The following is a 25579-nucleotide window of genomic DNA, read 5'->3' as shown; positions in this document are numbered from 1 at the left end:
TTATACGCGAGGACTCCCGATGCCGAAGCTACAGCTTCGGAATATTGCCCAGGGTGATGATGTCGTCCCATTTTTTCAGCTCCTTGGCAATAAACTGCCGAGCTTCATCACGTGTTCCGGGCAAGGTCCCGGCGCCGCGTTCAGCGGCATAACGCCGCATATCATCCTCGACCAAGATTGTGTTGAGCGTCCGGTTAAGGGAGTCTGCAATATCGTCCGGAATGCCCGCCGGTGCTCCCAGAAAGAACCAGGCAGAGACATCGAAACCCTCTAATCCATACGGTTTACCCACCTCCGACAATGTGGGTAAATCGGGAAACAAGTCAGAGCGTGTCGTACCCGTTACCGCCAAGGCACGCAGGCTGCCGGCTTTCACATGGGGTGCCGACGACGGCATGTCATCAAACATCACGTCCACATGTCCGCCCAGCAAAGCATTGACGGCGGGCCCACTGCCAGAAAAAGGCACGTGTTCCATCTTGGTGCCGGCTTTGATGTTGAACATCTCGCCAGCCAAATGAATCGTGGTCCCCGCACCTGACGAGGCATAGGTGGCGTTGCCGCTCTTACCGTGTTGCACCAAGTCGCCGATCGAATGCAGCGGCGAGTCTTTGTTCACGACGACGATTTGAGGGCTCGCGGCGATCAAGCCGATAGGTGCGAAATCCTTGACAGGGTCATAGCCCACGTTCTTGTACAGATTGGGGGCGACGCCGTGCGATGCAACCGTACCAAGATACAGCGTATAGCCATCGGGTTTGGCCCGGCCCGCGTAGGCGGTACCAATGTTTCCCCCTGCCCCCGGCTTGTTCTCGACGACAAACGACTGCTTGTAATGATCCCCCAGTTTTTGCGCTAACTTGCGGGCCAGTACATCAGTTGCTCCTCCCGGAGCAAAAGCCACGACGATCGTGACAGGCCGTTGAGGATACGGCTCGTCTGCCAATACCGGTACAGCACAAGCCAACCCTGCCGTGACGGCAGCCAAGCTTACCAACGATTTGATACTGCGGCGATTCCACATTTCAAACTCCCTTGATAAACACCACTGATATGGTTTGTGATTGTGTCGATGACACACCGCCACGCATGCCACACGGCAGGCGTGCAGGGGTCTTCAGGAATTCACACGTATTTGCCGATCAACCCGCCATCCACGACCAGTTCGGTACCCGTGATATAGGCGGCCTCGTCCGAGGCCAGGAACGCGACCGCGTTGGCGACCTCCCACGGCGTGCCCATGCGCCCCATGGGTACCTGCCGATCCCGCGCGGCTTTGGCTTGCTCAAAATCGTCAGCCGAAAACATCTTTGCCACGGTGTTGCGCACGCGTGGCGTGTCGATCAAACCCGGCACAACCGTATTGGCACGGATGCCCTGCTCCGCATACTGTTGAGCGATCATGCGGGCAAAATGGATGATGGCGGCTTTGGTGACGTTGTAGGCCAGATGCGGATAGCCCAAATAGCGCATGCCGGCGACCGACGAGACGGTGATGATCGACCCATGACCCTGTTTACTCATAATGGGCAGGATCAACCGGCTCGCGATCAGCAGGCTATCGACGTTGACTTTCTGAATGCGCTCCCAATCGGCTAATGCGATGTCTTCGGGCCCGCCGACTTTGCCTATGCCGGCGTTTGCCTGCAGGATATCGATCCGGCCGTATGCGGACATCACCGCCTGCACGGCGCGCTCCATCGCTGCCGCATCAGCGACATCGGCCTGCAACGCGATACCCTGTGCGCCCAACGCCTTGACGGCACATAGCGCATCCCGGGCCGCATCGAGATTGGCATCCAACACGCACACGGAGGCGCCATGACGAGCCAAGGTGACGCAACAAGCCTTGCCTATGCTCCACCCCGGGCCGCTGGAACCTCCCCCTGACACCAGGACGACCTTCCCCGCCAGCCTGGCGCTCGGGGCGGGCAGCACCGTCTGCAGGTAGTCGAGATCTGTGCTCATGCTGCGTTCCCCAGGCCTACGGTCATACCGCCGCATACATACAACACCTGTCCAGTGATGAACCCGGCTCGGTCATCCAACAGAGAGGCCACTCCGTGGGCCACATCCGCAGGGGTGCCCATGCGCCCCACTGGAATACTTGCCCGGATTCTTTCAGTTTGCGGTGCGCCTGGAGGGTTGACCCGCTCGAACAGTTCGGTCGCGATCGGACCTGGCCCGATCGCATTGACCGTGATCCCATCGCCGCCCATCTCCAGAGCCCACGTACGCGTCATCCCCAACAGGCCTGCCTTACTAGCCGCATAGACGGTGCGCTCGGTTTTGCCCAAGGCAGCACGGCTGGAAATATTCACGACCCGCCCAAACCGGTGACGGCGCATCGTCGGCAACAGTGCCTGCATCAGTAACATCGGCGTCTGGATGTTCAACGCCATCACGAACGCCAGGTCCTCCGTCGATGCATGCTCGAGCAAGGCGGGCCGCACCGTCCCCGCGTTATTCACCAGACGCAGGACGTCACGTTCTGCCACCAATGCCGCAGCCGCCTGACGGGTGTCCGCCGCATTCGCGAGATCGACGCAGACGTGCGTCTCGCCTGGCAAACACTGGGCCGGCGCGCTGACATCAAAGTTGATGACTTCGTATCCCTCTTGCAGCAAGCGTTCAATCACCGCTCGGCCTATACCCGCGCTGCCGCCCGTCACGAGCACGGCAGGCGGCGACGAGCCTTTGGCGTCGAAAGTGCTCATCTTCAATCCCCCGCTTGGTGATGCGCCGATTTCCCTGCTCCGACATACGGAATCTCACGGTCAATCGTTTCCCAGATAAATCGTCCAGACGGGTCTTGTTGTTCTTCGGCAATATGCGATACCAGTCCTGCTGCCCGCGAAATCACCGCAAATCCGCGCATCAAATTGGTCGGAATACCCAGCTCACCCAACAACGCCGCCACGGCTCCGGTTGCGTTGATGGTGATGTGCCGACCGTAGATCTCGTCGACGGTGCGAGCGAGCAGTTCCAATGCGCTAACCCACTTGCCTTGCAGATCCGGCTCCGCTTTTGCCAAAGCCAATAGTTTGAGCGCACGCGGATCATCCGGCTTGTGCAAGTGGTGGCCGAATCCAGGCAATGGCTTTTTAGTATCTCGATGCGCCTGCACGATGTCGCGCGCCTCGGCCTCTGCGTCGTCTGCCTTGAGAATCCGATCGAGCAGCACAGAGCAGTTTTCCATCGTACCGACAAAACTGCTGCCGACCGCCATCAAGCCAGCCGCCACGGCGCCTTGCAGATTCTCCGGTGCACTCATGTACACCACGCGTGTTGCGATCGCGCTGGGCGTTAATCCATGCTCCATCAGCGTGATCAATACGGCATCGACAATGCGCAAGTCCACCGGCCGCGCATCGCGGCCCATGATTTGTGAAAACATCACTTCGGAAAATGTCTTCTTGCCAATCAGATCCTCGACCAGATCGGCATCACGGTACGACATGCCCTCGAGATGATGGGCGCACAGATGGGTAACGGGACGGTTCATACGGCCTCCTTCAGCACGGAATCTCGAACAACGTTTTTGAGGACCTTGCCGACCGGCGAACGCGGCAGGCTATCGATCACATGAATGCGTTTGGGCGTGTGCACCGGGCCGAGCCGATCGCGAACGAATGACATCAGTTCCTGCGAATCGACCGAGAGGCCGGGATGGAATTGCACAGCGGCCTGCACGGCCTCGCCCCACTTATCGTCTGGAATGCCGAACACCGAGCATTCATAGACCGCGGGATGTTGCGCCAACGCGTTCTCGACATCAATGGGATAGACGTTGAAGCCGCCCGTGATGATCACGTCGCGTAAGCGGTCTTTGATATATAAAAAACCACGCTCGTCGACGACACCGACGTCCCCCGTATGCAGCCATCCGTCGACAAGCGTCTCAGCTGTTTTTTCCGGCAGCCTCCAGTAGCCCGTCATCACCAAATCGCCGCGCACGACAACCTCGCCCGGTTGACCTGCCGGTTGAATCCGTCCCTCGGCGTTCATGATGGCGAACGCTGAAAACCACGTTGCGCAGCCCACGGATCCCACATTGGCGGGATCAGCAAAATCCTCTGGCGTGATGACAGTCACGATTTGCGGCGACTCGGTCTGGCCATAGGTAGAACCGATCACAGGGCCGAAAAATTCACGGACCTGCTCAAATTTCTCGACCGGCATCGGTGCCCCGCCGTAGATCAGATTACGCAGCTGCGGAAAATCTGCACGCGACACACCGGGCTGCGCCATGATCATATAGATCAGTGTGGGCGGCATAAATGACAACGTCCCCCCGCGCTCGCGGAACGCTGCGGTAATCGTGGCAGGCGAAGACTCCTCGAGAAAGACATGCGTGCCGCCTTGTGCCAACACCGGCAACAAATATGTCGAGGTGCCATGTGTCACCGGTGCGGCGACGACGTAGCGATCATCGCTGGTCAATTTCCATGCATGGATCTGATTGACGATCACCGCCGTCCAGGCACGATAGGGTTGCATCACGCCCTTGGGCAGTCCCGTCGTGCCGCCCGTGAATTTAATCGCTTGCGTAGCGTCGGTCCCGGGCTCGCAACGCACCGGTTCGCGGCCCTCGTAAGTCTTTAGCAGGCTGGCGAGAGCCAGCCCATCAGCCGGCGCATCCAGGCGTATATGCACGGCCTGACCGACATCTACCAACGCATCCCCCATACCATCGGTCATCACGATACTGGGCTCAGTCGCATCCAGAATGCGCACGATCTCCGACTTGGTGCTGCGATAGTTCAGGGGTACCCAGATTTTTCCCGCAGCAATGACAGCGAGCAACGCCACCACATGCTGTGCGGTGTTGCCCGCGCAAATAGCGACTCGGCTTTGCGGTGCAGGATCGAGCGTCTGCAACGCGGTCGCCAGTGCCAGCGACTCGCGGCGCAGGCGGTCGTAGGTCCAGGCACCTTGTGGCGTATCCAACGCGATGCGATCACCAAAGCGAGCAGCCGCCCGCAGAAAAAAATCAATCGGGTACACAAACAGCTCCTGAGATGGTTATTGCACTTTGATGCCAGCCGAGGTCACGACCTTGCCCCACTTCGCGATCTCGCTATCGATGAATGCCTGCAAGGTTGCCGGCGTATTGGGTTGTGCGGGCAGCACGAACCCGCCGTTTTCGTACGCACTGCGCATCTCGTTCCCCGTCAGGCCTTTGTTGATCGCGGCATTCAGTTTTTCGACGACGGCAACAGGTGTGCCTGCAGGCGCCATCACCGCAAACCACGACTGCACAGAGAACCCTGACAAACCAGATTCCGCCAAGGTCGGCACGTCAGGCACAAAGGGGACTCGCTCAAGCGACGTCACGCCCAGGACACGCAGCTTGCCTGCCTGGACTTGCGGTAGCGATGACGGCAGGTTGTCGAACATCGAGTTCACCTGCCCGCCTAACAAATCGGCGACCGCCGGTCCGCTGCCGCGATAAGGCACGTGCAAAATATCCGTGCCGGTCGCCATTTTGAAGAGCTCGCACGACAGATGGATAGAAGAACCGCTGCCCGATGAGGCGCAGGTCAGCTTGCCGGGATGGCTCTTGGCGTAAGCGATGTATTCCTGCACCGACTTGATGGGCAGGCTGGGATGCACCACCAGGATGTTCGGTATGGTGGCCAGCAATGCCACAGGCGCGAAGTCTTTCTTGAAATCGTAGTTCAGCTTTTCGTACAGCGTGCGGTTGATCGTGTTCGCGATCGAACCGACGTACAAGGTATAGCCGTCAGGCTTGGCGCGGGATACCACTTCGGCGCCGATGTTGCTGTTGGCGCCGGGGCGATTCTCGACGACCACCGCCTGGCCCAGCGAGTCCGACAAAGACTTCGCCATCAGACGAGCCACGATGTCTGTGGCGCCGCCGGCCGCATAGCCGACGACCAGTGTGATAGGACGAGAAGGATAGTTGTCCGCCGCCTGAGCGCCAGTCGCAAAGCCGATGCTCACGAGGGCGAGTGTCAGGCAGCCGGCAAAACGTCGCATAACAGAATGCATTGCAGTCTCCAATGGGTTGTTTATTATTTGGACAATATAGGTTTGTCCTGTGCGATCTATGATGTGCTCGCTCGGATATCTCGCAAAGATGTTGTGTTTGAATAATGAACAAAGACTCCCAAAACAGTAGCCATGGCGCAAGCACCCTGAGACGGGGGCTGCATATCCTTGCAGCACTGCGACGCTCCCCCGAGGGGCTGGACATCAACGGGATTGCCCGGGCGCTGTCCATGCAGCGCACGAGTGTCTATCGCTATATCTCCGTCCTCGTCGAAGAAGGCTATGCCGTTCGCGATCCGCAAACGGGCCTGTACCGCGCAGCGTCGCTCTGGCCGCAATTGGGTGACGAGCAGACGCTGTCAGTGGCGCGGCTCGCTCCTGCCATGCGACGCATCAGCGATCACACGGGCGACTCGTCTTTTTTGATCTGCCGTGTTGGTTCCGACTCGTTGTGCCTGCATCGGGAAATCGGCAGCTACCCCGTTCAGGTATTGGCCGTGACCATCGGCCATCGTCAGCCCTTGGGAGTCGGCGCGGCAGGGCTGGCGTTGCTGGCGGCTTTACCCCCAGATGAGGCGGAAGCCGTCATCCAGCAAAACCGTGAGGCGTTGCGCTCATACGGAAACATGACCATGGCCCACATGAGACTGTTGGTCGAAGCCACGCGTGACAGAGGATGGGCAACTGTCGGCAATGCCGCCGTCTCGGGCGTACTCGGCGTTGGCGTCGCATTGCGCGACCGTTCCGGGTACCCGCGGTTGGCGCTCAGCGTCTCGTGCATTCTCGATCGAATGCCTGCCCCCCGCCAACGCGCCATCGCAGAACTGATTCGCCGTGAAATCGGAGAGGCCGTGTGAACCCTACCGCTCGACGACCAACTCCGCCAATCGCCGCACGGCGGCCTGGGCGGCCTCGGGCGTAGCGAAATTGGCAAAACCCATGATCAATCCCGATAGCGGCGATTTACGCATGCACCATTGACTCAATGCCTGGACAGCCAGTCCATTGGCCTGCGCCTGGGTCGCGATGTGTCTGTCGTCAAACTCCCCCTGTAAATGCGCCATCACTTGAATGCCTCCAGCCTGGGGTTCGACATATAGCCGATCGCCCAGCGTACGTTGCAGCGCATCGACGACATAAGTGCGTCTTTCAGCATAAAGAGAACGCATCCTGCGCAGATGCCGCGCAAAGTGTCCTTGCTCGATGAAATCGGCGACCATGGCTTGCGGCAGCATTGAGCCTGCGCCCGGCATGTGCTCCACGATGTCCCGGAACCGCTGTACTTGCGAATCCGGCACGACCAAGTAGGCCAATCGCAATCCGGGAAACAGCACTTTGCTAAACGTCCCGGTATAGAGCACGCTGCCCTCCCGATCCAGGCTTTTCAATGCCGGCAAGGGACGCCCGTGATAGCGAAACTCGCTGTCGTAGTCGTCTTCGATGATCCAAGCCTGGTGATGGCTGGCCCATTCCAGCAATTGCAGCCGGCGGGGCAGCGATAGCGCCATCCCCATGGGGCTCTGATGAGCCGGTGTCACCACCACAAAACGCGCTTGATCCGCGCGCCGTTTTCCGACATCCACATTCAGGCCTTCGCCATCGACCGTAACGGGCATCAAACGCAAGCCGAGTTGGTGTAAACACTGTCGAGCAAAGAGATAGCCGGGCTCCTCATACCACCCCAGATCTCCGGCTTGCAACAGGGTGCGATAAACCAGTTCCAACGCACCTCGATAGCCGACCGTCACAAACACCTGCTCATGCGAGCAAGCGATACCGCGGGAAATACCCAGGTAAGCCGCAATAGCGCGCCGCAGGGGCTCGTATCCCGCCGGATCGGGCGCCAGCATCGACGCCGTCTCCAGCGTACGCAGGCTGCGCCCCGCTAGGCGGGCCCAGGTTTTACGTGGAAAGGCATCCAGTGCAGGCAACCCCAGCCTGAAGGGCACATCGTCTCCTAGCATCTCCAGCGGACGTGCCAACGTATGCGTCCCAGAGCTGGACGCCTTGACGTGAACAGGCTCCGATAGCGTTCCCAATCGCGGCGACACCACTGTCCCGGCCGCACCGCGCGCCACGAAATAACCCTCGGCGACCAGCATTTGATACGCCGTCTCGATGGTTCCACGCGCCAGGTTCAACTCGCTGGCAAGGCTGCGCACAGAAGGAACACGATCACCTGGCGACAGCTTGCCTGACTCGATCGCCTCTCGGTATCGGCGATATAGCTGCAAATAAACCGGTCCTCCTTGCTTCCGGCTCAACCTCAGGTCACGCCAGTCCATAAATCATGTCCTATTAATTTATTCAAATCTTGCACCTACCTGATAGGTCAAGATTTTCCTAAATTAGAGGCCTCACCACAAGGAAATCTCATGTCCGATCTTCATTTACGACATCTTGAGAGCGATCAAGACTATCAAGCCGGTTTTGTAGTCATGCGGGAATTGCGCCCGCATCTGACCGGCGCCAGTGCCTTTACCGCCCAGGTACGCCGGCAAGCCGAACAGGGTTACCGCCTGCTGGCAGCCTGGCGAGACGAACAGATTCAAGGGTTGGCAGGGTATCGCCTGCAGGAAAACTTGATATACGGACGCTTTCTTTATCTCGATGACCTGATCACCACAGGGAATTCGCGCCGGCATCGCGTGGGCGCAACGCTGATCGACAGCGTGCGCGACGAAGCGCGCCGCCAAGGTTGCGCGCATTTTGTGCTGGACACTGGCCTGGCCAATGCTTTGGGGCAACGCTTTTATTTTCGTCAAGGCTTGTTGGCCACAGGGCTGCATTTCGGTCAGCAGCTGTAAATTTCTCTTATCGCTGCTTTTTATTCTTGAGTATCCCTCATCGGAACAGACAATGAGCACACTACGCCTTCCTTATTGGACACTTTCCCCCGAAGCCTATCAAGGTTTCATGGTCACCAAAAAAGCCCTGGAAAAAAGCGGCCTGGGAAAATCGCTGATCGAACTGATCTGGCTGCGCATGTCGCAGATCAACGGCTGCGCATTCTGCCTGGAAATGCATAGCAAATCGCTACGCGGCGACGGCATCGACACCGCCAAGCTCGATAGCGTCGCGGGTTGGCGCGTGAGCGAACGATTCACAGAACGCGAACGCGCCGCACTGGCATGGACAGAATCGCTCACGCATGTGGATCTGACGCATGCGCCCGATGCAGATTTCGAACCGCTCAAGGCGCACTTCAGCGATGCCGAAATCTCGGATCTATGCTTTGCGATTGCCTTGATGAGCGCATTCAATCGACTGGCCATCGGAATGCGCCAATGAACATTCTCCATATCGATTGCAGCCCGAGAGCCGCATCACATAGCCGCCAGCTTTCGGCAGCGATTGTGGCGCGGTTGCTCGCCGCTCATCCTGATGCGCGTATCACGCGCCGCGATCTCGGCGGTGATCCGATTCCGCACGCCGAGTCCGATTACGCGACTGCGTTGGCCTCGCGCGAGACATTGGCGATAGGCATAGCCAATGGCGCAACACGTCTGTCGGAACAGTTGATTCTGGAAATCGAAGACGCAGATGTCCTGGTCATGGGCACGCCGATGAACAACTTCACGGTGCCGTCTGTACTCAAAGCCTGGATAGACCAGATCGTGCGCATAGGCCGCAGTTTTGCGCCGGCACCTACCGGCGAAAAAATCGGTCTGCTGCCGGATCGTCCTGTGTATATTGCTATCGCGTCCGGAGGGCTTTTCACAGGAGACAACGCCAAACAACCGGATTTTCTGACACCATATCTATCCGCCGCACTGGGATGCGTGGGATTAAACAGCGTGCAGTTCCTGTCGCTGCAGGGAACGGCGTTTCGCACACCGGAGCAATTGGCAGCGGATCAAGAGGCATTGCTCACCGCACTCCATCTCGCGTGAATGGCCTTTCCCCTGCAAGATTGTTAATCTCATAGCCGGAGAACACAGCCATTCACATTGGGACAAGACGGTGCCACAGACCGGAAATCAAACCGCAACACCATCGACGTCCTATTGGGTGATCGCCTCACCGGCGCTTTTTCTCTTGCTCTGGTCCAGTGGATTCGTTTTCCTGAAGGCCGGGTTGCAGTATGCCGACCCGCTGACCTTTCTGGCATTGCGTTACGTGTGCGTGGTAGGGCTGCTTCTAGTCGCGTGTTGCTGGCGCCGGCCGAGCTTTCGGTTAACAGCCCATGAATGGGTCAGCCTGATCGGCACCGGCCTCTTGATCCAGGCCGGTTATTTTGCGTTCACGTACCTCAGCCTGAAACTCGGCACGTCTGCCGGGACGATTGCGCTGATCACCTCGCAACAACCTATTCTGATCGGGCTGCTCGCGCCCTGGGTCGCCAAAGAAAGCGTGGGGCTACGCAGATGGATCGGTTTGATCCTGGGCGTGACCGGCGCAATCGTTGTGATCCTTTCTAAATCATCCATCGCGCTGACGTCGACACTGGGGCTGGGATTCGCGGTCCTGGCGTTGCTCACCCTCGCGGGAGGCACATTATGGGAAAAGCGTTTTGGCACGCAAGCCGATGTGCTGACGGCCAACACCGTGCAGTACAGCGTCGGCCTGGCCGTCACAGCTCCATTGGCATTCTGGCTCGAGCCCATGCAGGTGCAATGGACGGCGGGCCTGTTCGGATCGCTGGCCTATCTGGTCGTGTGCAACTCGCTGCTGGCAATCTCATTGCTGCTGGCCATGATCCGGCGCGGTGAGGCATCGCGCGTGTCCGCGCTGTTTTTCCTCGTGCCGCCGATGACCGCAATCATTGCGTTTGTGGTCTTGCGGGAAACGCTGCCGGCGCTGGCGATCCCCGGCATGGCACTCGCCGCGGCCGGAATCTATCTGGTAATGAAGCGATCGTGAGGTTCCACTCTCGTCGGATCGCGTCACACCAGCGGCGGCAATAGATTCAACAACAACACCATGACCAGGCCCACTACCGCCACAATCGACTGCACCACCGAAATGGTCTTGGTCGCCTCGCCCATGGTCATGCCAAAGGACTCTTTGACCAGCCAGAATCCGGCATGATTGGCATAGTTGAAAAACAACGAACCGCAACCGATCGACAAGGCCAGCAACGGCAGATTCAACGCAGCATCAGTGCCAGCCAGTGGCGCCAACAACCCTGCCGCCCCGACAATCCCGACCGTCGCAGAACCGGTGGATACGGACAACAGCATGGAAATGATCCAGCCCAGAATCAGCGGTGACAGCGCGAACTGATGCGTCAGATGGACAATCGCATCGCCGACTTTTGCATCGGTCAGCACTTGCTGAAAGGCACCGCCGCCAGCGATGATCAACAACACGCCCGCGATCGGCTTCAGACTCGCGGTCAATGATTTCTGCAGATGTTCCGCGTCGCCGCGTCGGGCGTAAACCAAGGCAATGGTGGCGAACAACAGGCCGATCAACATGGCGATCACTGGGTTCCCCAAGAACGCCGTCACCTGCGCGACGGCCGACGTTTTGGAAAACAACAATTCACCCAACGCATGACATAACATCAACAGTGCCGGCAATAGCGCGGCCAGCAACCCCAAACCCAACCCAGGGCGAGACGAGGCATTCGCAGCGGTATCGGTTTGCGGCGAGAACTGCGCAATCAATGACTCGTCCGGACGCACCGTCAAACGAGGCGCGATGAACGCCGCATATAGCGGTCCCGACAGCACAATCGCAGGAATGGCGGCGATAAAGCCATAGATCAACGTAGCGCCGACACTGGTATTGAGTGTCGCAATCGCCGTCAGCGGGCCGGGATGCGGAGGCACCATGCCGTGCATCGACGCCAACGCCGCGATGACAGGCACACCCACGTACACATAGGCCGAACCGCGTCGTGTCGAGGTTTCCTCGACTTTGCGTGCCACGCTGAAAATCAGCGGCAGCAATACCACCAGGCCGACTTCGAAAAACATCGGGATGCCGATGATGAAAGCCACCAACGCCATCGCCCAGGGCAGGCCCCGCACCGACGTACGGTTCAGGATGAAGTTCGAAATACTCTCGGTCACGCCGGTATCGGCCAGGACCTTGCCCAGCATGGCGCCCAGAGCGACCACCAGGCCTACTGCGCCCAAGGTCTTGCCCGCGCCATTGGTGATCGATTTGACCAGGTGATCAATCGGCATACCGGTCACGAGGCCGACCCCGATAGACACCACCAGCAGCGCCAGCAACGGATGCATCTTGATGCGCGAGACGATCAATGCCACCAGAATCAAGACACTCGCAAGCGCCGTCGCAAGCAGCTGAAAATCACCTGAACTCATGTTGTTCCTAAAGAAAACCACGCAGCACGGCCGCGCCAGATTCCGAGAGAACACTTGCGTTCCAGGGCAAGGCGGCCGAGCGTTTGCCTGATTATTCCATGGGACACATGACAGTCTGCTGAGCTTGGTTCCGCTGCTATCGCTGCGTCATCTCGGCCAAACCGGTCTTGGCGCGATCTATCCACTCGCGATTATGTTGGCGCGCGTATCGCGGACCATGCTTTGCGTCCTGCAAAACATCGCTGTACAGCATGTGTGCCTGTTTGCGATCCGCCTCGTTGTTTTGCTGGACCAGCCAATCCGCATACAGACAACGAGCCGCGGCGTCGGTGCCATAGGTGACAGCCCGAGCGAATGCCTCGCGCGCCTGCTCCGAGCCGGTTTGTGCCAATACGCGGGCATAGAGCAATGTGGGCCCTGACTGCTCTTTCGCGGAAGGCTGCGCGACAAAGAGCTTTTCCAAAGACGCTTTCGCGCCCGCCACGTCGCCGATGGCATATTGCGCCTGTGCCAAGCCCTTCAACAAATCCGGGTCATCCGAAAACGGGCCATTGGCAGCCTGTTGATACTGCTCGCATGCCTCGGCAGCCTGCCCCGCCTCGAGCAGTAAGTCTGCCAGCCGCATGCGATGCTGGATCGTCGGCGCACGCTCCAGGTCCTGCCGAGCTTTGCGGACGGCTTGATTGGGATCGATCAAGCGTGACGCTGCCTTTGCCGTCGTGCGAAACCCGCGGGAATGACGCATTTCCGGCAGATAGATCGCGAAAAAGTACACGATGCTGCCAAGCCCGGGGAATGAAAACAGGATGAACAACCAATAGGTGTTTTGCTGGCTACGCACCGCATGAACGGCGAAAAACAGGGCGATGGCCACATGAAGGCCAAGTCCGAGATATGGCATGAAGCAATGAAGTCAGATCTAAAAACGGGAGAATTATGCACCTGGCGCCCGCAGCATGGTCACAGTTGCACAACCCGAAAAAATCCTGCTATAATTTTTTTCTTTGGTGCCGGACACCGGTGTTACCAAAATGCGGGAGTAGCTCAGTTGGTAGAGCGCAACCTTGCCAAGGTTGAGGTCGCGAGTTCGAGACTCGTCTCCCGCTCCAAGATTTTTATCCATGAACACCCACCAAAGTTCATAGATGATTGAAAAAGGCCGAAAACTTCGTGTTTCGGCCTTTTTTTCGTCCAGTGATGTCTGCTATCTACCTACGGCCACGCGCTGCCTTCACTGCCCGATCGCTTCACAGCCTAGAAGCTGTAAATCAAAAATACAGTTCATAATTTGTATTTTCGTTTTACAAACCACATTGCGTATTTCGTATTTACACCCTATAGTTTGTAAAACACCGATATAGCACGAGGTTTGTATGCCCGACTTCACCGTCCGCACTGCAGAGCAACTGCCCACACTGCTCCAGGCGTTTCGTAAGCAGGCCGGCTTGACACAGGCGGCTACGGCCATGCGCCTGGGTGTCACTCAGCAAACACTCTCCTCATTGGAACGCAACGCCGAAAAGGTCAGCGCCGACCGCTTGCTGGAACTCCTGAGCATCCTGGGCGTGGAGCTCGTCCTGCGCAAGACCAACGAATCGGCGGCGATCAAGCCGCCAGCCAGCCCGAACTGGTGAGCCATGGGGCGACGCTCGCACACACGCTCCCTGAATCTCTGGATGAACGGCGAATTCGTCGGCACCTGGAGCGTGCAACCTCATATCGGGGAGGTCCTGCAGTACGACGACGCCTGGGTGGCCTCCAGCCTAGGACGCCCGCTGTCGCTCTCCCTCCCCTTCACCCCGGGCAATCAGTTGCTCCGCGGCGATGCCGTGCGTACCTACTTCGAGAACCTGCTGCCGGACAGTAAAGAAATCCGGGAGCGCGTCGCCCGGCGGTTTCAGGCCGGCTCGACCAATGCGTTCGCACTGCTTGCCGAAGTCGGCCGGGATTGTGTCGGCGCACTACAGGTAATGCCCGGCACGGAAGCACCAGGCGGAACGCAGGAAGTGAACGCGGTTCCAATGACCGATGCCGAGGTCGCACGTCTGCTACGCAACACCCTGGCGTCAGCGCCGCTGGGCGGCCGAGAAGCCGCCGACGATGATGACTTCCGCATTTCCATCGCCGGCGCGCAGGAGAAGTCAGCCCTGCTCTGGTACGACGGCCGATGGTGCCGGCCGCATGGTTCGACGCCGACCACCCACATCTTTAAATTACCTCTGGGCCTGGTTGCGAACATGAAGTTCGACATGCGCGACTCGGTCGAAAACGAGTGGCTATGCTCGGAAATCCTGCACGCCTACCAAATGCCGGTGGCGCGCACCAAGCCCCTGATGTTCGAGGATATGAAGGTGCTGGCAGTCGAGCGGTTCGACCGGATGTGGTGGGAGACCGAAGAAGGCAAGCGCTGGCTCATCCGCCTGCCCCAGGAAGACATGTGCCAGGCGACGGGCACCCCGCCGCACCTGAAGTACGAGTCCGATGGCGGGCCCGGCGTACGCCAAATCATGAAGCTGTTGGCCACGTCGCGCTCCCCGGACCGCGACCGGCGCATGTTCTTTCAGGCGCAGGTCCTATTCTGGATGCTTTGCGCCACAGACGGTCACGCGAAGAACTTCAGCATTTTTCTGCGCCAGGGCGGCACCTACGAACTCACGCCGTTATACGACGTGCTCTCGGCATACCCTATCATCGGCAAAGGCGCGAACCAGTTGTCGCCGTATAAAGCCAAGATGGCCATGGCTGTGCGCTCGAAGAGTCCTCATTGGGTTGTGCGGAATATCCTACGCCGGCACTGGGTTGCCGTGGGTACCGAACATGGCGTGGTAACCCCAAACGGCCAGGGGGTGGAGCATGTCCTGGACGATCTGGTAGCGCGCACACCGGGGGTCGTAAAGACGGTTCGAGCGCTACTGCCAGAGGGCTTTCCTCAACACGTGGCAGACAGCATCCTCAACGGCCTGCAGGACGCCGCCGATAGGCTGGCCGGTTAGCGTCAGATGAGTAAGAGGCGTGTTCACCCTGGCGTCGGCCAGCACGCCGCTGCGTCGATAAAGAAAGAGCAAAGAAAGTAGGATTCAACGGCCGGTGAAAGACGGTGTCTCCCGATGTCGAAAGGCATCAACGCCGACACGAAAGTCGTCAGTGGCAGCGCAGGCCTGAAAGGCAGCTGCCTCGGCGTCGAGTTGGCCCGCCAGGTCGCGGTCCTGAAAACTGCGCATCAATCGACGAAGGTGACCCAATGCCAGGGTTGGGCCATTCGCCAACCGGTGCGCCAGCGCCGACGCCTCGGCCGCCAGCTCTGCGGCTGGTACCACACGGTTGATCAAGCCCATGCGTTCAGCGGCATCCGCGTCGTACGTATCGCTAAGCAGTGCAATCTCCAGCGCGCGCCTCAGCCCTACCCGGCGCGGCAGTGCCCATGAGGCGCCGACGTCGCAGCTAGCGCCGATGTTCGCGTACGCGAGATTGAAGCGCGTGCCAGCGGCGGCTAGCACGAAGTCGGCCTGCAGCATCAGACTCAGTCCCGCGCCGGCCGCCACACCATGGACCTGCGCGACAAGCGGGGCATCCATAGTGTCCAGCACACGAACGGCCTCGTGCAAAGGCCCGATCAGCTCTGCGGCTCCGCGTCGCGGGTCGGCATTCAACACAGCCAGGTCACCTCCGGCCATGAAGCCGTTTCCAGCCCCGCGCATGATCACGGCACGCACGCTCGGGTCGACGGCCAATTCGCGCACAATGGAGAGAAATGCGCGCGCCATGGGCGGGTCGATGGCGTTGAGCGCCGACGGCCGGTTAAAGCAAATTGAAGCCACAGCGCCTTCACGCTCAAGCAGCAGGGGAATATCAGTGGTCATAAAAAGGCTCTCGATTCTGATGCGACATCGCGCGTGTTGTGAATGGCATGTTGCCCCTTCAGTCCTTGGTGACTCGGTCCCACTTCCCGCGTCGGCATGCCGCTTGGTATTCGCGGACGAGCCGCGCGAACAGCATAGCGACGGCTTCAACCAGTTCGCCGACACGCCAGTGACGCTGGGCAATCACTCGTAAGTCACACACTTTTCTCTGATTTTGGTAAAAGACCCGGTCAGATCGACGTGCCTAGTTTCTCGCGCTGCCGGCGCGGCAACAGGCGAACCACAACTTCGCGCTCTGCCGCGAACGCGTAACAGCTGTCCACACGAAAACGACGCTGTGCGTCGTCTTCAGGGTCATCAGTCGACGCGAGGCGTAGCGGCGCGATGCCTTGCAGCACGGTCGTGGCCATGGGACCCAACAGCTCAACAATGTGCGTGCAGGACGCCACGCCCCTAAGCAGTTCGCGTACGCGCTTGTTCCAGCCTGCACCGATGCTGAGACCCACCAGCGCCTGCAGCGCAGTTGCAGCCCCCGGGCAGATGCTGAACGGAGTCGCCGACATTCTTGCATCCGCAGCATGAACTCGGAGCTCAGCATCTAGCACAAGGCGAACGGTGATGTCGTGCAGGTGGTGACCTGGCGGGGCATCCTCTTCAGCCAACAAGCGACGAAACGGGTGTGTCTTGGTGTCGACCAGTCGCCCTTCGACCTCGAAGAGGCCGTCACTGCGACGGTAAAATCGCAAGTCGACGTCGCGGTGGTGCAACTCTTCGCGAGTCACTGTATCTGTATTCATGGAATCTCCGACCTCGTGAGTGCTTCATCCCATCGCAGCACGGAAGATGCGCATGTAATTGCCACCCGCGATCTTCCCCGCCTCTTCGGGCGTGAATCCGCCACGTAACATCGCCGCGATCAGGTTGACCCACTGCGCATAGTCTTGCAGCGCACCGGGGGCGACTTGTTGATCGGTCCCCACGCAGACATGGTCCACCCCGATGATGTCAGCCATTTCCTTCAGTCCCTCGACGTACTTTTCCAGGTCAGGAAATATGGCCCAGATCCCGACGGCACCACCGGTCTCTGCAATCGCCCTCGCATGGTCCGCACTCACGCAACGGGCGACCAATCGGGTCGATGCCATCGCCCGAGAACCGGCAAGCGCGGTGTGTGAAAGCAGCAGCGGCTTGGTAGAGACTCTCGCCGCGGCTTTGGCCGTTTGTTCAGTGGCGTGTGCAACATCGATGATCATTCCCAACCGATGGCACTCCCGAATCACCTCGACGCCAAGTTCGGTCAATCCTTCGTGCGTCACGACGCCCATCTGGAAGTCACCTATATCGTTTGGGGTGTAGTGCACAAGCTGAGCCGAACGGATGCCGCGCTGGTGTGCTTCCTCCAATCGCTCCAGCTTCCCTTCCATGAAGTCCAAGCCTTCAACGCCTCCGACCAACGACGGCTGGCCTGCGGCGTGGGCCGATGCCAGGTCGGCTGCTGTCAATGCGCGCTGCAAGCCATGGTGGGTCACCATCTCGTCAACCCACGCGAGTCGTTCTAGATGGTGCCTGTAGAGTTCACCCGGCTTCGGCGAACGTGTGATGCCTGTGACCCCCGCTGCATTCCTGCCAAGAAGAGGCTCGTCCGGAATTTCCGACAGGCACACGGCGGCAAGGGAGCCGGCCCGCATCCCGGCAGCGAGCGTCCCGTTAGGAGCGGCCGGCGAGTAGATGCCCTGCGGTCCGCCGTGCGTATGGACATCTACCGAGATGTGTTTGCGCAACACCGCCAACGCTTTAACGCCAAACTCGGCAACCCGGGCCGCTTCGGTCGAACCGTTGGGTCCGACATCGCCGTTGAGAATGGCCTGAACAGACGCCATCGGCGTGCTCCAGATCGAATGGTGGCACGGGGTGGCAAACGAGTGAAAATGAGCGCAGCACATAGCTTGTCAGACGGTAAACGTCGCAGTCAATTTGGCTTAGTATTACTGCGAAACGGCGGTCTCACGTCCAGCGAGTGACTTCTCCCACACGATCGCCTCCTCCTCATACTCCTTGGAGAACTGCGCCGGCGACGACTCGACCAACGTGCCTGCGCCTGCGAGGCGAGCCTCCAACAACTTGCGCCCCGGTTCATCCGCATACAAGGCTCCGAAGGTGCGCGCAATGACGTCGACCACTGCCGTGGGCGTGCCCTTGGGCGCAAAGATCCCGCCCCAGGATATGGGCAGAAAGCCCTTGTAGCCGACGGCTTCTTCGAGCGTGGGTACGTCCGGCAGACGAGCGAGTCGCGTACTGTCGATCACCGCGAGCGCATGCAACTCCTTTGAATCGATCTGACCTTTCACCGAGAGATACCCGCTTATGGAAAGTTGCGTATCGTCGCGCAGAAGACCCAAGATCATTGGACCCACGCCACTGTAATCTATTGTCGAATAGCGCAATCCCATCGGATTCGCCAGAGCCGACATCGAGACGGTGAAGAACGACGCGGGACCGGCTCCGCCGAAAAAGATCCCTTGCTGCGTGGATTTACTCAACTCCACCAACTCGGCCATCGTCTTCGCGCGCTGCGCCGTTTTCGCATTGGTGACGAACACGACCGGCGTGTTGAAAACACGGTAGACCGGTATCAAGTCCGTCAGAGGATCGAAGCGGAGCTTGGGGGCTGTGTACTTTGCCAGGAGCATACTCGGACTGGCCATGAGAAGCGTGTGGCCGTCGTTCGCGGCCAGCGTGTACTCGGTGCCGATGATGCCCCCCGCGCCCGCCTTGTTCTCCACGATGACTGGCTGCTTCCACATTGCCTCCAACCGAGGCGCCAGAAGGCGAGCGACCATGTCGGTCTGCGAGCCCGGGCCGGTACCCACTACGATTTTCACCGCTTGGGTGGGCCAGGCGGGTACCTGGGCGAACGCTAAATGCGGCAACAGGGAGGCGGCTGCAGCGACCAGCAGGAAGTTGCGGCGGCTCGAATAAGTGTTCTGGAATTTCATTTGTCTCACTCTAGTTATATAAAAAATCATCGTCGAACAACGCTATGGCGGCGCTCAGGTCACGGCAGTCAGCCCGAAGCTGAGTCACTGAATCGTAATTTCGGCGCCACAAATCGAAAGTAGGGAGTCCATAATGTGGCTGTTTTTATGCATTGGCCGAACAGAGCCTTCGCCCACTAGTCTCCTAGCAACTGTTTTGCAATCATGTTGCGCTGAATCTCGTTCGCCCCCTCGAAGATTCGCATGACCCTCAACTCGCGGTAGACCCGCTCTACCACCATGCCTTTGATATAGCCCGCACCGCCAAAAATCTGTAAAGCTCTATCCGCAATGCGATTGGCAACTTCGGTGCAGAACACCTTGGCGTAAGAGGACTTCAAGCGCACGTCCACGCCGGTTTGCAGGCCCCATGCCGCTTCCAGCAGCAGCATTCGTGCGGCATGCTGCTCCATCGCCATATCGGCCAACATGTGCTGCACAACTTGATGGTTCGACAGTGGTTGACCGAACGTCACGCGATCCTTGGCGTACTGAAGCGCGTGCTCAAACGCGATCTGGCTGCCACCCAGCGCTTGACAGCCAACGTTGACCCGAGCCTCGTTCAGCCCCGATACCGCGTAGTAGAACCCGCGGTTCTCCTCGCCGAGCAAGTTCTCTGCAGGGATCTCGCAGTTGTCAAACGTCAGTCCGTAGACACCGTTCGTCATGAAGCCCATGGTGCGAATGGGCTTGCTCATGCTGAAGCCGGCAGTCGTCGGCTCTACGAGGAATGCCGACACGCCATCGCGGCCTTTGCTCTGGTCGGTCTTGGCAAACACAAGAAACAGGTCGCCGCGTTCGGCGTTCGAGATGTACGTCTTGGCACCTTCGAGGACCCATCTGTCGCCCTTCTTCACCGCAGTTGTTCGCATCGCTCCGACGTCTGATCCGGCGTCCGGCTCGGTCAGCGCGAAGCAGGCGGTGGCACCAGCCGCGATCCGTGACAGCCATTTGTCCTTTTGTTTCGCCGTGCCGTGCAGGAGCAGCAATTGTGGGATTGGCCCCAATGCCTGGCGTATGGACGGCCAGAACTGCGGCGGCATGCGCGCGAGTTCCATCTGGATCAATGCCAATGTGACTTTGTCCACAGGGGTCCCACCAAACTCCTCAGGGATGGACAACCCGTAGTAGCCCATCTCCCGCAAGGTTTCGTCCACGTCCTTATGCACCTCGTTTGTCTCGTGGAAGTGCTGCTCGTACTCGAGCAAATGGTTGACCACTTTGTGCGTAGACGCTTGCATGGCGAGCGAGTCGTCAGAAAGTTTGAAATCCATAAATTTCCTTGATGAGGTCGTTGGACGGGTTAAAGGTCAACACAGGCGCCGGACTCAGATCCAACGCGTAAAACTTTCCACCGGCTCTCGCGAGGTTCTGTAGGTATTCACAGGCGCGGACTCGTCTGCGTATCCCAGTGCCATGCCGCAGACCAGCATTTCGTTGGCGCCCGCGCCGATGAACGGGAGGACGATCTTTGCGCAGTTGTTCCACGCCGCCTGCGGACAGGTATGCAGGCCTAACGCGCGTGCCGCCAGCATCAGCGTCTGCAGGAACATGCCGTAGTCGATCAGCGAGCCGCGGCCCATGACGCGGTCGATGGTGAACATGAGGCCGACCGGTGCGTCGAAAAAGCGGTAATTCCGTTGCCCCTGCGCATGCATTTTGTCCTTCTCACCCTTTTTGATCCCGAGGTGACCGTACAAGGTCCAGCCATTGTCGCGCCGCCGATCGATGTAAGGTGAGACCCACTCTGAGGGGTAGTAGCCGTCTACCTCACCGTACTCAGCGGTCAGGGAAGAATTGTCACGGGTCGCATCGTGTGCAGCACACACCTGAGCCACGAGAGCATCCCGACGATCGCCTTGCAGAACGTACACTTTCCACGGCTGGGTGTTCGTGCTGGACGCAGCGCGACTCGCGACCCGCAGGATTTCTTCGATTTTCTGGCGCGCGACCGGCCGGTCAGGAGAAAACGCGCGGCATGAGAAGCGGCTCTCGATGGCCGCCATCACGCTGGCCGGATCCCGAACGACTGCGTCGATGTGGGACATAGTCACGAGTGTCTCCATGGTGTTCACCATCTCAGACCGTACCTGCCTGACGCAGCTCGGCAATCTGCCCGGCCGAGAGCCCTGCCAGTTGACGCAGAATCTCATCGGTGTCGGCACCCAAGGCGGGCGCCGGTTTGATCGGCGAGGAGGGTGTCCCGCTGAACCGTGGTTGTACGGCTGGCATTTTCAGCTCGCCGATCTGTGGGTGCTTGACGCTGGCGATGGTGCCTCGAGCCGCATAATGCGGGTCCGCAACGATGTCCTTGATAGAGTAGATCAACGAGTAAGCGAGGCCTTTCTCTTCGAGGATGCGGCAGACATCCAGCACTGGCAGCGACTTGATCCATGCGGCGACGATGGCATTGAGCTCTTCGACGCACGCCGTGCGTTTCGCGTGTGTCGAATACCGCTCTTCGCCGCCCAGGGCCGGAATGGCCTCGCACAGCCGACCGAACATGCGATCGTTGGACACGGTCAGAACGATGTAGCGTCCATCGCAGGTTTCAAAATGATCGCCAGGGGCTGCCGCGAAGTGCAGGTTGCCCGTGCGCTCGCGCGACAGTCCCAACTTCTCGTAAGCTGTGATCATTACGTCGGTGAAGCGGAACACCGTTTCATACAACGAGAGGTCGATTTGCTGACCTTCGCCACCGCGCGTGTCACGGTGGTAGAGGGCCACCATGATCCCGAAAGCGCCAAACAACGCAGTCGAGTAGTCGGCCAGCGCGGTGCCCAGTTTGACCGGCGCACGGTCCGGATAACCCGTGGCGTATAGCGTACCACCCATCGCCAGGGCGATGCGGTCATATCCTGCGCGCTTTGCGTATGGGCCTGTCTGGCCATAGCCAGAAACACTCAACATCACGAGTCTTGGGTTCACTTCGCGCAAATGCTCCCAAGAGAGGTTCCATTTACCCAGGATGCCGGGACGGAAATTCTCCACGAGCACGTCCGCGTGCTTCAACATTTCTTTCAGGACCCGCTGACCTTCGGGTTGGCGCAGGTCAAGCGTCACGGACTTCTTGTTCCGACCTTCCACGTTCCACCATAGGCTCTCGCCTTCTACCGACGGCCCGATATGGCGCAGTGAATCCCCGCGGCCTGGTTGCTCGATCTTGATCACCTCAGCACCGAGGTCTGCTAGCAGGGTTGCGGCGACCGGGCCTGCAACCATAGTGCCAATATCGATCACGCGGATACCGGCCAACGGCCCTTTGTCTTTCGATTCCATACTTCTGTTTCCTTCAAGTCGTCGATACCAAGTCACCAGAAAGCGATAAAGACTCAGTTGCCCGTGAACCGTGGGGCGCGCTTCTCCTTGAACGCCGTGAGCCCTTCCACTCGATCCGAGGAGAAATGGTGCAGGTTGCTCAGGGCCCGCTCGTAACGCAGCGCAATCGGCAGTGGTTGGTCCACGGCATCATTGAGGGCCTGCTTCATTCTGGCCAGCACCAGCGGACTCTTGACCGCCAGTTTCTTGGCGAGTGCCGACACAGCATCGACAAAGCCGTCATCCGCGACCACCTGACTCACCAGTCCAAGCGTCTTCCATTCGCTCGCGGGCAGCATCTCTCCCGAAAACATGAGGAGCTTTGCGTTGTTGAGCCCCACCTTTCTCGGCAGACGCACCGTGGAGCCCGCACCCGGAAAGAGCGCATAGTTCGAATGAGCATCGCCAAGGCGGGCAGACTCGGCGGCAATCACGACATCACATGCAAGTACCAGCTCTAGTCCGCCGGCGACCGCAATTCCGTTGATCGCTGCAATGACCGGCCGGGGGGAAGCTTCTATTAGCTCCGTTAGCGCGCCAATCGCTTTGACAAACTCAGCGCCGCTTTCTGGACGACTCCTGGCGGGATCCTTCAGATCGGCGCCTGCGCAGAAGGCGCGGCCCTCACCGGTCAGAACAATAACGCGAACGTCTGGGTCGTTTTCCGCATCTTTTATCGCCGTCGCCAATGCATTGACGAGCGACAACGTTAGCGAGTTCAATGCCTGCGGTCGATTCAGTTTCAACCATAGAACGGCTTCGCTCCGCTGTTGTTGCAGTTCATCTGTTTTCGTTGCTGTATCCATTTGTCTCTCCTAAGGGGTTTCGATTTAAGTAGTAAATGAGATGGCTCGCTAACGCAGACCCAGCGACTTCGCTACAATGCCGCGCAGCACTTCTTTCGTCCCGCCGCGGATAGTGCATGAAGGTGCGTGCAGGATGACGTTGGCCAGTGCCGAGCTGTATGCGTCAGATGCGCCGGGCTCGGTCTGCAGAACTAGCCGGAGGTTCTCGGGAATCTCCTGTTCAAAGCAGGTGCCAAGGTCCTTAACCAGAGCCGCATGCAATGCGGCATCTTGCTCATCGGTGATCATCGTGGCCACCGAGCGCGACATCCGTCTTAGCGTCGAAAGGTGAGCGACGAGGCGCCCCACAGTCCTAGCGCCTTCACTCGATGGCCGCTGCTTGAGCACGGCAACGAACTCTTCAACCGCACCCATGTGGGACATGAAGCGATCAGGCCCGCTTCGCTCGAACGTGAGCTCACTTGTGACCTGTTGCCAGCCTTGCCCTTCTACGCCAATGAGCGCATCGTCGGCGAGGAATACGTCCTGGAAGTGAACTTCATTAAAATCGTGGTCGCCGGCGATGTTGACGATCGGCCGGCATGTGATTCCTGGTGTCTTCATGTCGACCAGGAACTGGCTCAGGCCAGCATGCCGTACTTCACTCGGAGGCGCCGTCCGGCACAGCAGTATCATGTAGTGAGTACGGTGTGCACTCGAGGTCCAGATCTTGGCGCCATTCACGACCCAGCCACCGTCAACCTTTGTGGCGCGCGTTCGCACCGACGCGAGATCCGAACCCGAGTCCGGCTCGCTCAGACCGATGCAGAAATAGCACTCTCCGGCGGCAATGCGGGGAACGATCTCCTCGCGCTGCCGTTCGTTGCCAAATCTCAGCAGTAGCGGTCCACTCTGGCGCTCCGCCACCGCATGCGCGAAGATCGGTGCGCGCACGGCAAGCAATTCCTCAAGGACAACAAGGCGTTCCATTAGCCCGTAGCCGCCGCCACCATATTGCTTGGGAAAGCCCATGCCGATCCAGCCTCGCTTGCCGAGAGCCTTGCTGAACTCAGGATCGAAGCCGCTAAACGAAGCAGCGCCGTGCCGATCCCCATGCCAGCCATCGAGGAACTCGCGCACCTCAACCCTCAGCCTTTCGCCGATCTCGGATTGCCGCGGGTGCGGAAAAGAGAGATTGTTCATTGCGTTGCTCCCACGGATTCGGCTGCTGCACCGCTTGCGCTCGTTTCGGTCGGGACCATTGCATGCCAAAGGGTCTGTCCGACATCTCCTGCCAGGATCTGCTCGCCAAGCTCGCGAGACCAGAATGCTTCGTTACCGCACTCGTCCCGCCATGACCAGAGCCGCTTGGTGAATTGGTGCAACTCGTGTTCTTCCGTGAAACCGATTGCGCCGAACACTTGGTGCGCGATCGCACATGCCTGGCTTGCTGCCTCACCAGTCCGGATCTTCGCGCTGGGGGCTGCAACGCTTTGCGTTAGCGGCTTACCACCCCCAGCAAGCCATTCATCAATTGCTTCGCCGCCAGCCTCGGCTGCCGCACGCGCAGCAGCCGCCTGCGTTGCCAGATGGGCAATGTTTTGCTGCACTGCCTGAAATTTACCGATCGGTCGTCCGAACTGAACACGAAGGTTGGCGTATTCAACTGCCAACGCTAGCGAACGTTCGATCGCCCCTGCCATAAGCGCGCTACGTAGAACAGCTGCAAGGGAAAGCAGCTCGCGGGCATCGAAGGGAGCGGCAACAACAGCCAGCGGCACAACATCATCGAGAAGCAGTGTGTCGCGCGGCTCACCGGCGAGATTGCGACCCGATGAGATGGAGACCCCTGCTGCATCGCGGGCCACGACGATCAGTTGGGCGCCCGTACCGGCCCCCAAAATGAATGCGATATGCGTGCATGCTCCCCCCCATGGCACACGCGGAAGTGTGCCATCAACGCGCCAACCGTCGAGAGAGCGACTCGCCCGAATTTGCTCGTCGTGTGTCGACACAATGGTGGGTAAAGTCGCGCCCTCGACACCTGCTTGATCCAAAAGCCAATGTCCGACCATCGCTTCCGCCAGCGGCGCGGGCGCAGCGTACTCACCCGCAAGCATCAGAATGCCGCATGCATCGGTCCAACGCAGGGCCGCGCCGCCCTTGTGCTCTGGCAACAGAGCCTTATCGAATCCGGACCCTTGCAGCACTTCCCAAACATTGTCAGGCTTGTCTGCAAAGATTCGGAGGGCCGCCTCATGCAGCATGCCTCTTGTCTCGTCACCCAT

Annotated in this window: 26 protein-coding genes and 1 tRNA gene; 8 read left to right on the top strand and 19 right to left on the bottom strand. The window is 59.2% G+C overall.

All coding sequences use genetic code 11. From position 1 onward, the window contains the following. Positions 1–28 precede the first annotated feature (28 nt). The 6 genes from ACNA0I_RS09175 to ACNA0I_RS09150 all read right to left on the bottom strand — a co-directional run bounded on the left by ACNA0I_RS09175 (position 29) and on the right by ACNA0I_RS09150 (position 6015). Entirely contained in the window at positions 29–1024 is a 996-nt protein-coding gene (locus ACNA0I_RS09175; RefSeq protein ID WP_415805769.1) for a Bug family tripartite tricarboxylate transporter substrate binding protein, read from the bottom strand. A 101-nt stretch (positions 1025–1125) separates the two neighbouring features. Continuing rightward, complete coding sequence (locus tag ACNA0I_RS09170) at positions 1126–1968, bottom strand: SDR family NAD(P)-dependent oxidoreductase (protein WP_415805768.1); 843 nt, start codon at positions 1966–1968, stop codon at positions 1126–1128. Next, complete coding sequence (locus ACNA0I_RS09165) at positions 1965–2717, bottom strand: SDR family oxidoreductase (RefSeq protein ID WP_415805767.1); 753 nt, start codon at positions 2715–2717, stop codon at positions 1965–1967. The genes ACNA0I_RS09170 and ACNA0I_RS09165 overlap by 4 nt, the downstream gene beginning before the upstream one ends. Positions 2718–2719: 2 nt before the next feature. Beyond that, entirely contained in the window at positions 2720–3505 is a 786-nt protein-coding gene (locus ACNA0I_RS09160; protein ID WP_415805766.1) for a citryl-CoA lyase, read from the bottom strand. Next, entirely contained in the window at positions 3502–5007 is a 1506-nt protein-coding gene (locus ACNA0I_RS09155) for a class I adenylate-forming enzyme family protein (protein WP_415805765.1), read from the bottom strand. Before ACNA0I_RS09155 ends, ACNA0I_RS09160 begins: the two co-directional genes overlap by 4 nt. An 18-nt stretch (positions 5008–5025) precedes the next feature. Further along, positions 5026–6015 (bottom strand): Bug family tripartite tricarboxylate transporter substrate binding protein, encoded by a 990-nt coding sequence (locus ACNA0I_RS09150; protein ID WP_415805764.1) that lies wholly within the window; start codon positions 6013–6015, stop codon positions 5026–5028. 104 nt (positions 6016–6119) lie between these two features. On the opposite strand from ACNA0I_RS09150, the gene ACNA0I_RS09145 reads away from it, so the two are divergent. Beyond that, positions 6120–6872 (top strand): IclR family transcriptional regulator, encoded by a 753-nt coding sequence (locus tag ACNA0I_RS09145; RefSeq protein WP_415805763.1) that lies wholly within the window; start codon positions 6120–6122, stop codon positions 6870–6872. A 3-nt stretch (positions 6873–6875) separates the two neighbouring features. Here the strand turns inward: ACNA0I_RS09145 and pdxR are convergent, their stop codons facing one another. After that, positions 6876–8300, bottom strand: a complete 1425-nt coding sequence (gene pdxR / locus ACNA0I_RS09140) for a MocR-like pyridoxine biosynthesis transcription factor PdxR (protein WP_415805762.1) — start codon at positions 8298–8300, stop codon at positions 6876–6878. Positions 8301–8390: 90 nt separating this feature from the next. Between pdxR and ACNA0I_RS09135 the strand changes: the two genes are divergently transcribed. The 4 genes from ACNA0I_RS09135 to ACNA0I_RS09120 all read left to right on the top strand — a co-directional run bounded on the left by ACNA0I_RS09135 (position 8391) and on the right by ACNA0I_RS09120 (position 10878). Beyond that, entirely contained in the window at positions 8391–8822 is a 432-nt protein-coding gene (locus ACNA0I_RS09135) for a GNAT family N-acetyltransferase (protein WP_415805760.1), read from the top strand. Positions 8823–8874: 52 nt separating this feature from the next. Further along, a complete protein-coding gene (locus ACNA0I_RS09130; protein ID WP_415805759.1) occupies positions 8875–9306 on the top strand; it encodes a carboxymuconolactone decarboxylase family protein in 432 nt (143 codons plus the stop codon). Then, on the top strand, positions 9303–9908 hold the full coding sequence (locus ACNA0I_RS09125; RefSeq protein ID WP_415805758.1) for an FMN-dependent NADH-azoreductase: 606 nt from the start codon (positions 9303–9305) through the stop codon (positions 9906–9908). Before ACNA0I_RS09130 ends, ACNA0I_RS09125 begins: the two co-directional genes overlap by 4 nt. 70 nt (positions 9909–9978) lie before the next feature. Beyond that, a complete protein-coding gene (locus tag ACNA0I_RS09120) occupies positions 9979–10878 on the top strand; it encodes a DMT family transporter (RefSeq protein WP_415805757.1) in 900 nt (299 codons plus the stop codon). A 23-nt stretch (positions 10879–10901) separates the two neighbouring features. On the opposite strand, the gene ACNA0I_RS09115 is transcribed toward ACNA0I_RS09120, so the two are convergent. Beyond that, a complete protein-coding gene (locus ACNA0I_RS09115) occupies positions 10902–12293 on the bottom strand; it encodes a GntP family permease (RefSeq protein ID WP_415805756.1) in 1392 nt (463 codons plus the stop codon). A 136-nt stretch (positions 12294–12429) separates the two neighbouring features. Further along, entirely contained in the window at positions 12430–13194 is a 765-nt protein-coding gene (locus ACNA0I_RS09110) for a hypothetical protein (RefSeq protein ID WP_415805755.1), read from the bottom strand. A gap of 132 nt (positions 13195–13326) precedes the next feature. On the opposite strand from ACNA0I_RS09110, the gene ACNA0I_RS09105 reads away from it, so the two are divergent. The 3 genes from ACNA0I_RS09105 to ACNA0I_RS09095 all read left to right on the top strand — a co-directional run bounded on the left by ACNA0I_RS09105 (position 13327) and on the right by ACNA0I_RS09095 (position 15286). Further along, a tRNA-Gly gene (locus ACNA0I_RS09105) sits at positions 13327–13402 on the top strand. A gap of 264 nt (positions 13403–13666) precedes the next feature. Next, the gene (locus tag ACNA0I_RS09100; RefSeq protein ID WP_415805754.1) at positions 13667–13927 is read left to right on the top strand and encodes a helix-turn-helix domain-containing protein; all 261 of its coding nucleotides are present in this window, start codon (positions 13667–13669) and stop codon (positions 13925–13927) included. A 3-nt stretch (positions 13928–13930) separates the two neighbouring features. Next, positions 13931–15286, top strand: coding sequence for a type II toxin-antitoxin system HipA family toxin (locus ACNA0I_RS09095; RefSeq protein WP_415805753.1), 1356 nt, complete (start codon positions 13931–13933; stop codon positions 15284–15286). An 84-nt stretch (positions 15287–15370) separates the two neighbouring features. Here the strand turns inward: ACNA0I_RS09095 and ACNA0I_RS09090 are convergent, their stop codons facing one another. The 10 genes from ACNA0I_RS09090 to ACNA0I_RS09045 all read right to left on the bottom strand — a co-directional run bounded on the left by ACNA0I_RS09090 (position 15371) and on the right by ACNA0I_RS09045 (position 25579). Further along, entirely contained in the window at positions 15371–16153 is a 783-nt protein-coding gene (locus tag ACNA0I_RS09090) for an enoyl-CoA hydratase/isomerase family protein (protein WP_415805752.1), read from the bottom strand. Between the two features lie 230 nt (positions 16154–16383). Further along, positions 16384–16950, bottom strand: coding sequence for a DUF2889 domain-containing protein (locus ACNA0I_RS09085; RefSeq protein ID WP_415805751.1), 567 nt, complete (start codon positions 16948–16950; stop codon positions 16384–16386). Positions 16951–16974: 24 nt separating this feature from the next. After that, entirely contained in the window at positions 16975–18033 is a 1059-nt protein-coding gene (locus tag ACNA0I_RS09080) for a dipeptidase (RefSeq protein WP_415805750.1), read from the bottom strand. 105 nt (positions 18034–18138) lie between these two features. Next, positions 18139–19149 carry a tripartite tricarboxylate transporter substrate binding protein gene (locus ACNA0I_RS09075; RefSeq protein WP_415805749.1) on the bottom strand — a complete coding sequence of 337 codons (1011 nt, stop codon included), beginning with the start codon at positions 19147–19149 and terminating at the stop codon, positions 18139–18141. Positions 19150–19325: 176 nt separating this feature from the next. Next, positions 19326–20462 (bottom strand): acyl-CoA dehydrogenase family protein, encoded by a 1137-nt coding sequence (locus tag ACNA0I_RS09070; RefSeq protein WP_415805748.1) that lies wholly within the window; start codon positions 20460–20462, stop codon positions 19326–19328. Between the two features lie 54 nt (positions 20463–20516). Continuing rightward, positions 20517–21236 carry a nitroreductase gene (locus ACNA0I_RS09065; protein ID WP_415805804.1) on the bottom strand — a complete coding sequence of 240 codons (720 nt, stop codon included), beginning with the start codon at positions 21234–21236 and terminating at the stop codon, positions 20517–20519. A gap of 31 nt (positions 21237–21267) precedes the next feature. Further along, positions 21268–22467: a CaiB/BaiF CoA transferase family protein gene (locus ACNA0I_RS09060; protein WP_415805747.1), complete on the bottom strand. Its 1200-nt coding sequence runs from the start codon at positions 22465–22467 to the stop codon at positions 21268–21270. Positions 22468–22520: 53 nt separating this feature from the next. Beyond that, entirely contained in the window at positions 22521–23312 is a 792-nt protein-coding gene (locus ACNA0I_RS09055; protein WP_415805746.1) for an enoyl-CoA hydratase/isomerase family protein, read from the bottom strand. Positions 23313–23360: 48 nt separating this feature from the next. Beyond that, positions 23361–24494: an acyl-CoA dehydrogenase family protein gene (locus ACNA0I_RS09050; protein WP_415805745.1), complete on the bottom strand. Its 1134-nt coding sequence runs from the start codon at positions 24492–24494 to the stop codon at positions 23361–23363. Then, complete coding sequence (locus tag ACNA0I_RS09045) at positions 24491–25579, bottom strand: acyl-CoA dehydrogenase family protein (RefSeq protein WP_415805744.1); 1089 nt, start codon at positions 25577–25579, stop codon at positions 24491–24493. Before ACNA0I_RS09045 ends, ACNA0I_RS09050 begins: the two co-directional genes overlap by 4 nt.

It is taken from the genome of Bordetella muralis (assembly GCF_965139205.1).
Classification (GTDB): domain Bacteria; phylum Pseudomonadota; class Gammaproteobacteria; order Burkholderiales; family Burkholderiaceae_B; genus Bordetella_A; species Bordetella_A muralis.
The sequence above is the reverse complement of the archived record's forward strand: the minus strand, read 5'-3'. Positions and strand labels throughout refer to the sequence as shown.

Excerpts from the sequence above, each read along its gene's own strand:
- ACNA0I_RS09175 (WP_415805769.1), bottom strand. The coding sequence starts at position 1,024 with ATGTGGAATCGCCGCAGTATCAAATCGTTGGTAAGCTTGGCTGCCGTC.
- ACNA0I_RS09170 (WP_415805768.1), bottom strand. The coding sequence starts at position 1,968 with ATGAGCACAGATCTCGACTACCTGCAGACGGTGCTGCCCGCCCCGAGC.
- ACNA0I_RS09165 (WP_415805767.1), bottom strand. The coding sequence starts at position 2,717 with ATGAGCACTTTCGACGCCAAAGGCTCGTCGCCGCCTGCCGTGCTCGTG.
- ACNA0I_RS09160 (WP_415805766.1), bottom strand. The coding sequence starts at position 3,505 with ATGAACCGTCCCGTTACCCATCTGTGCGCCCATCATCTCGAGGGCATG.
- ACNA0I_RS09150 (WP_415805764.1), bottom strand. The coding sequence starts at position 6,015 with ATGCATTCTGTTATGCGACGTTTTGCCGGCTGCCTGACACTCGCCCTC.
- ACNA0I_RS09145 (WP_415805763.1), top strand. The coding sequence starts at position 6,120 with ATGAACAAAGACTCCCAAAACAGTAGCCATGGCGCAAGCACCCTGAGA.
- pdxR (WP_415805762.1), bottom strand. The coding sequence starts at position 8,300 with ATGGACTGGCGTGACCTGAGGTTGAGCCGGAAGCAAGGAGGACCGGTT.
- ACNA0I_RS09135 (WP_415805760.1), top strand. The coding sequence starts at position 8,391 with ATGTCCGATCTTCATTTACGACATCTTGAGAGCGATCAAGACTATCAA.
- ACNA0I_RS09130 (WP_415805759.1), top strand. The coding sequence starts at position 8,875 with ATGAGCACACTACGCCTTCCTTATTGGACACTTTCCCCCGAAGCCTAT.
- ACNA0I_RS09125 (WP_415805758.1), top strand. The coding sequence starts at position 9,303 with ATGAACATTCTCCATATCGATTGCAGCCCGAGAGCCGCATCACATAGC.
- ACNA0I_RS09115 (WP_415805756.1), bottom strand. The coding sequence starts at position 12,293 with ATGAGTTCAGGTGATTTTCAGCTGCTTGCGACGGCGCTTGCGAGTGTC.
- ACNA0I_RS09110 (WP_415805755.1), bottom strand. The coding sequence starts at position 13,194 with ATGCCATATCTCGGACTTGGCCTTCATGTGGCCATCGCCCTGTTTTTC.
- ACNA0I_RS09100 (WP_415805754.1), top strand. The coding sequence starts at position 13,667 with ATGCCCGACTTCACCGTCCGCACTGCAGAGCAACTGCCCACACTGCTC.
- ACNA0I_RS09095 (WP_415805753.1), top strand. The coding sequence starts at position 13,931 with ATGGGGCGACGCTCGCACACACGCTCCCTGAATCTCTGGATGAACGGC.
- ACNA0I_RS09090 (WP_415805752.1), bottom strand. The coding sequence starts at position 16,153 with ATGACCACTGATATTCCCCTGCTGCTTGAGCGTGAAGGCGCTGTGGCT.
- ACNA0I_RS09085 (WP_415805751.1), bottom strand. The coding sequence starts at position 16,950 with ATGAATACAGATACAGTGACTCGCGAAGAGTTGCACCACCGCGACGTC.
- ACNA0I_RS09080 (WP_415805750.1), bottom strand. The coding sequence starts at position 18,033 with ATGGCGTCTGTTCAGGCCATTCTCAACGGCGATGTCGGACCCAACGGT.
- ACNA0I_RS09075 (WP_415805749.1), bottom strand. The coding sequence starts at position 19,149 with ATGAAATTCCAGAACACTTATTCGAGCCGCCGCAACTTCCTGCTGGTC.
- ACNA0I_RS09070 (WP_415805748.1), bottom strand. The coding sequence starts at position 20,462 with ATGGATTTCAAACTTTCTGACGACTCGCTCGCCATGCAAGCGTCTACG.
- ACNA0I_RS09065 (WP_415805804.1), bottom strand. The coding sequence starts at position 21,236 with ATGTCCCACATCGACGCAGTCGTTCGGGATCCGGCCAGCGTGATGGCG.
- ACNA0I_RS09060 (WP_415805747.1), bottom strand. The coding sequence starts at position 22,467 with ATGGAATCGAAAGACAAAGGGCCGTTGGCCGGTATCCGCGTGATCGAT.
- ACNA0I_RS09055 (WP_415805746.1), bottom strand. The coding sequence starts at position 23,312 with ATGGATACAGCAACGAAAACAGATGAACTGCAACAACAGCGGAGCGAA.
- ACNA0I_RS09050 (WP_415805745.1), bottom strand. The coding sequence starts at position 24,494 with ATGAACAATCTCTCTTTTCCGCACCCGCGGCAATCCGAGATCGGCGAA.
- ACNA0I_RS09045 (WP_415805744.1), bottom strand. The coding sequence starts at position 25,579 with ATGGGTGACGAGACAAGAGGCATGCTGCATGAGGCGGCCCTCCGAATC.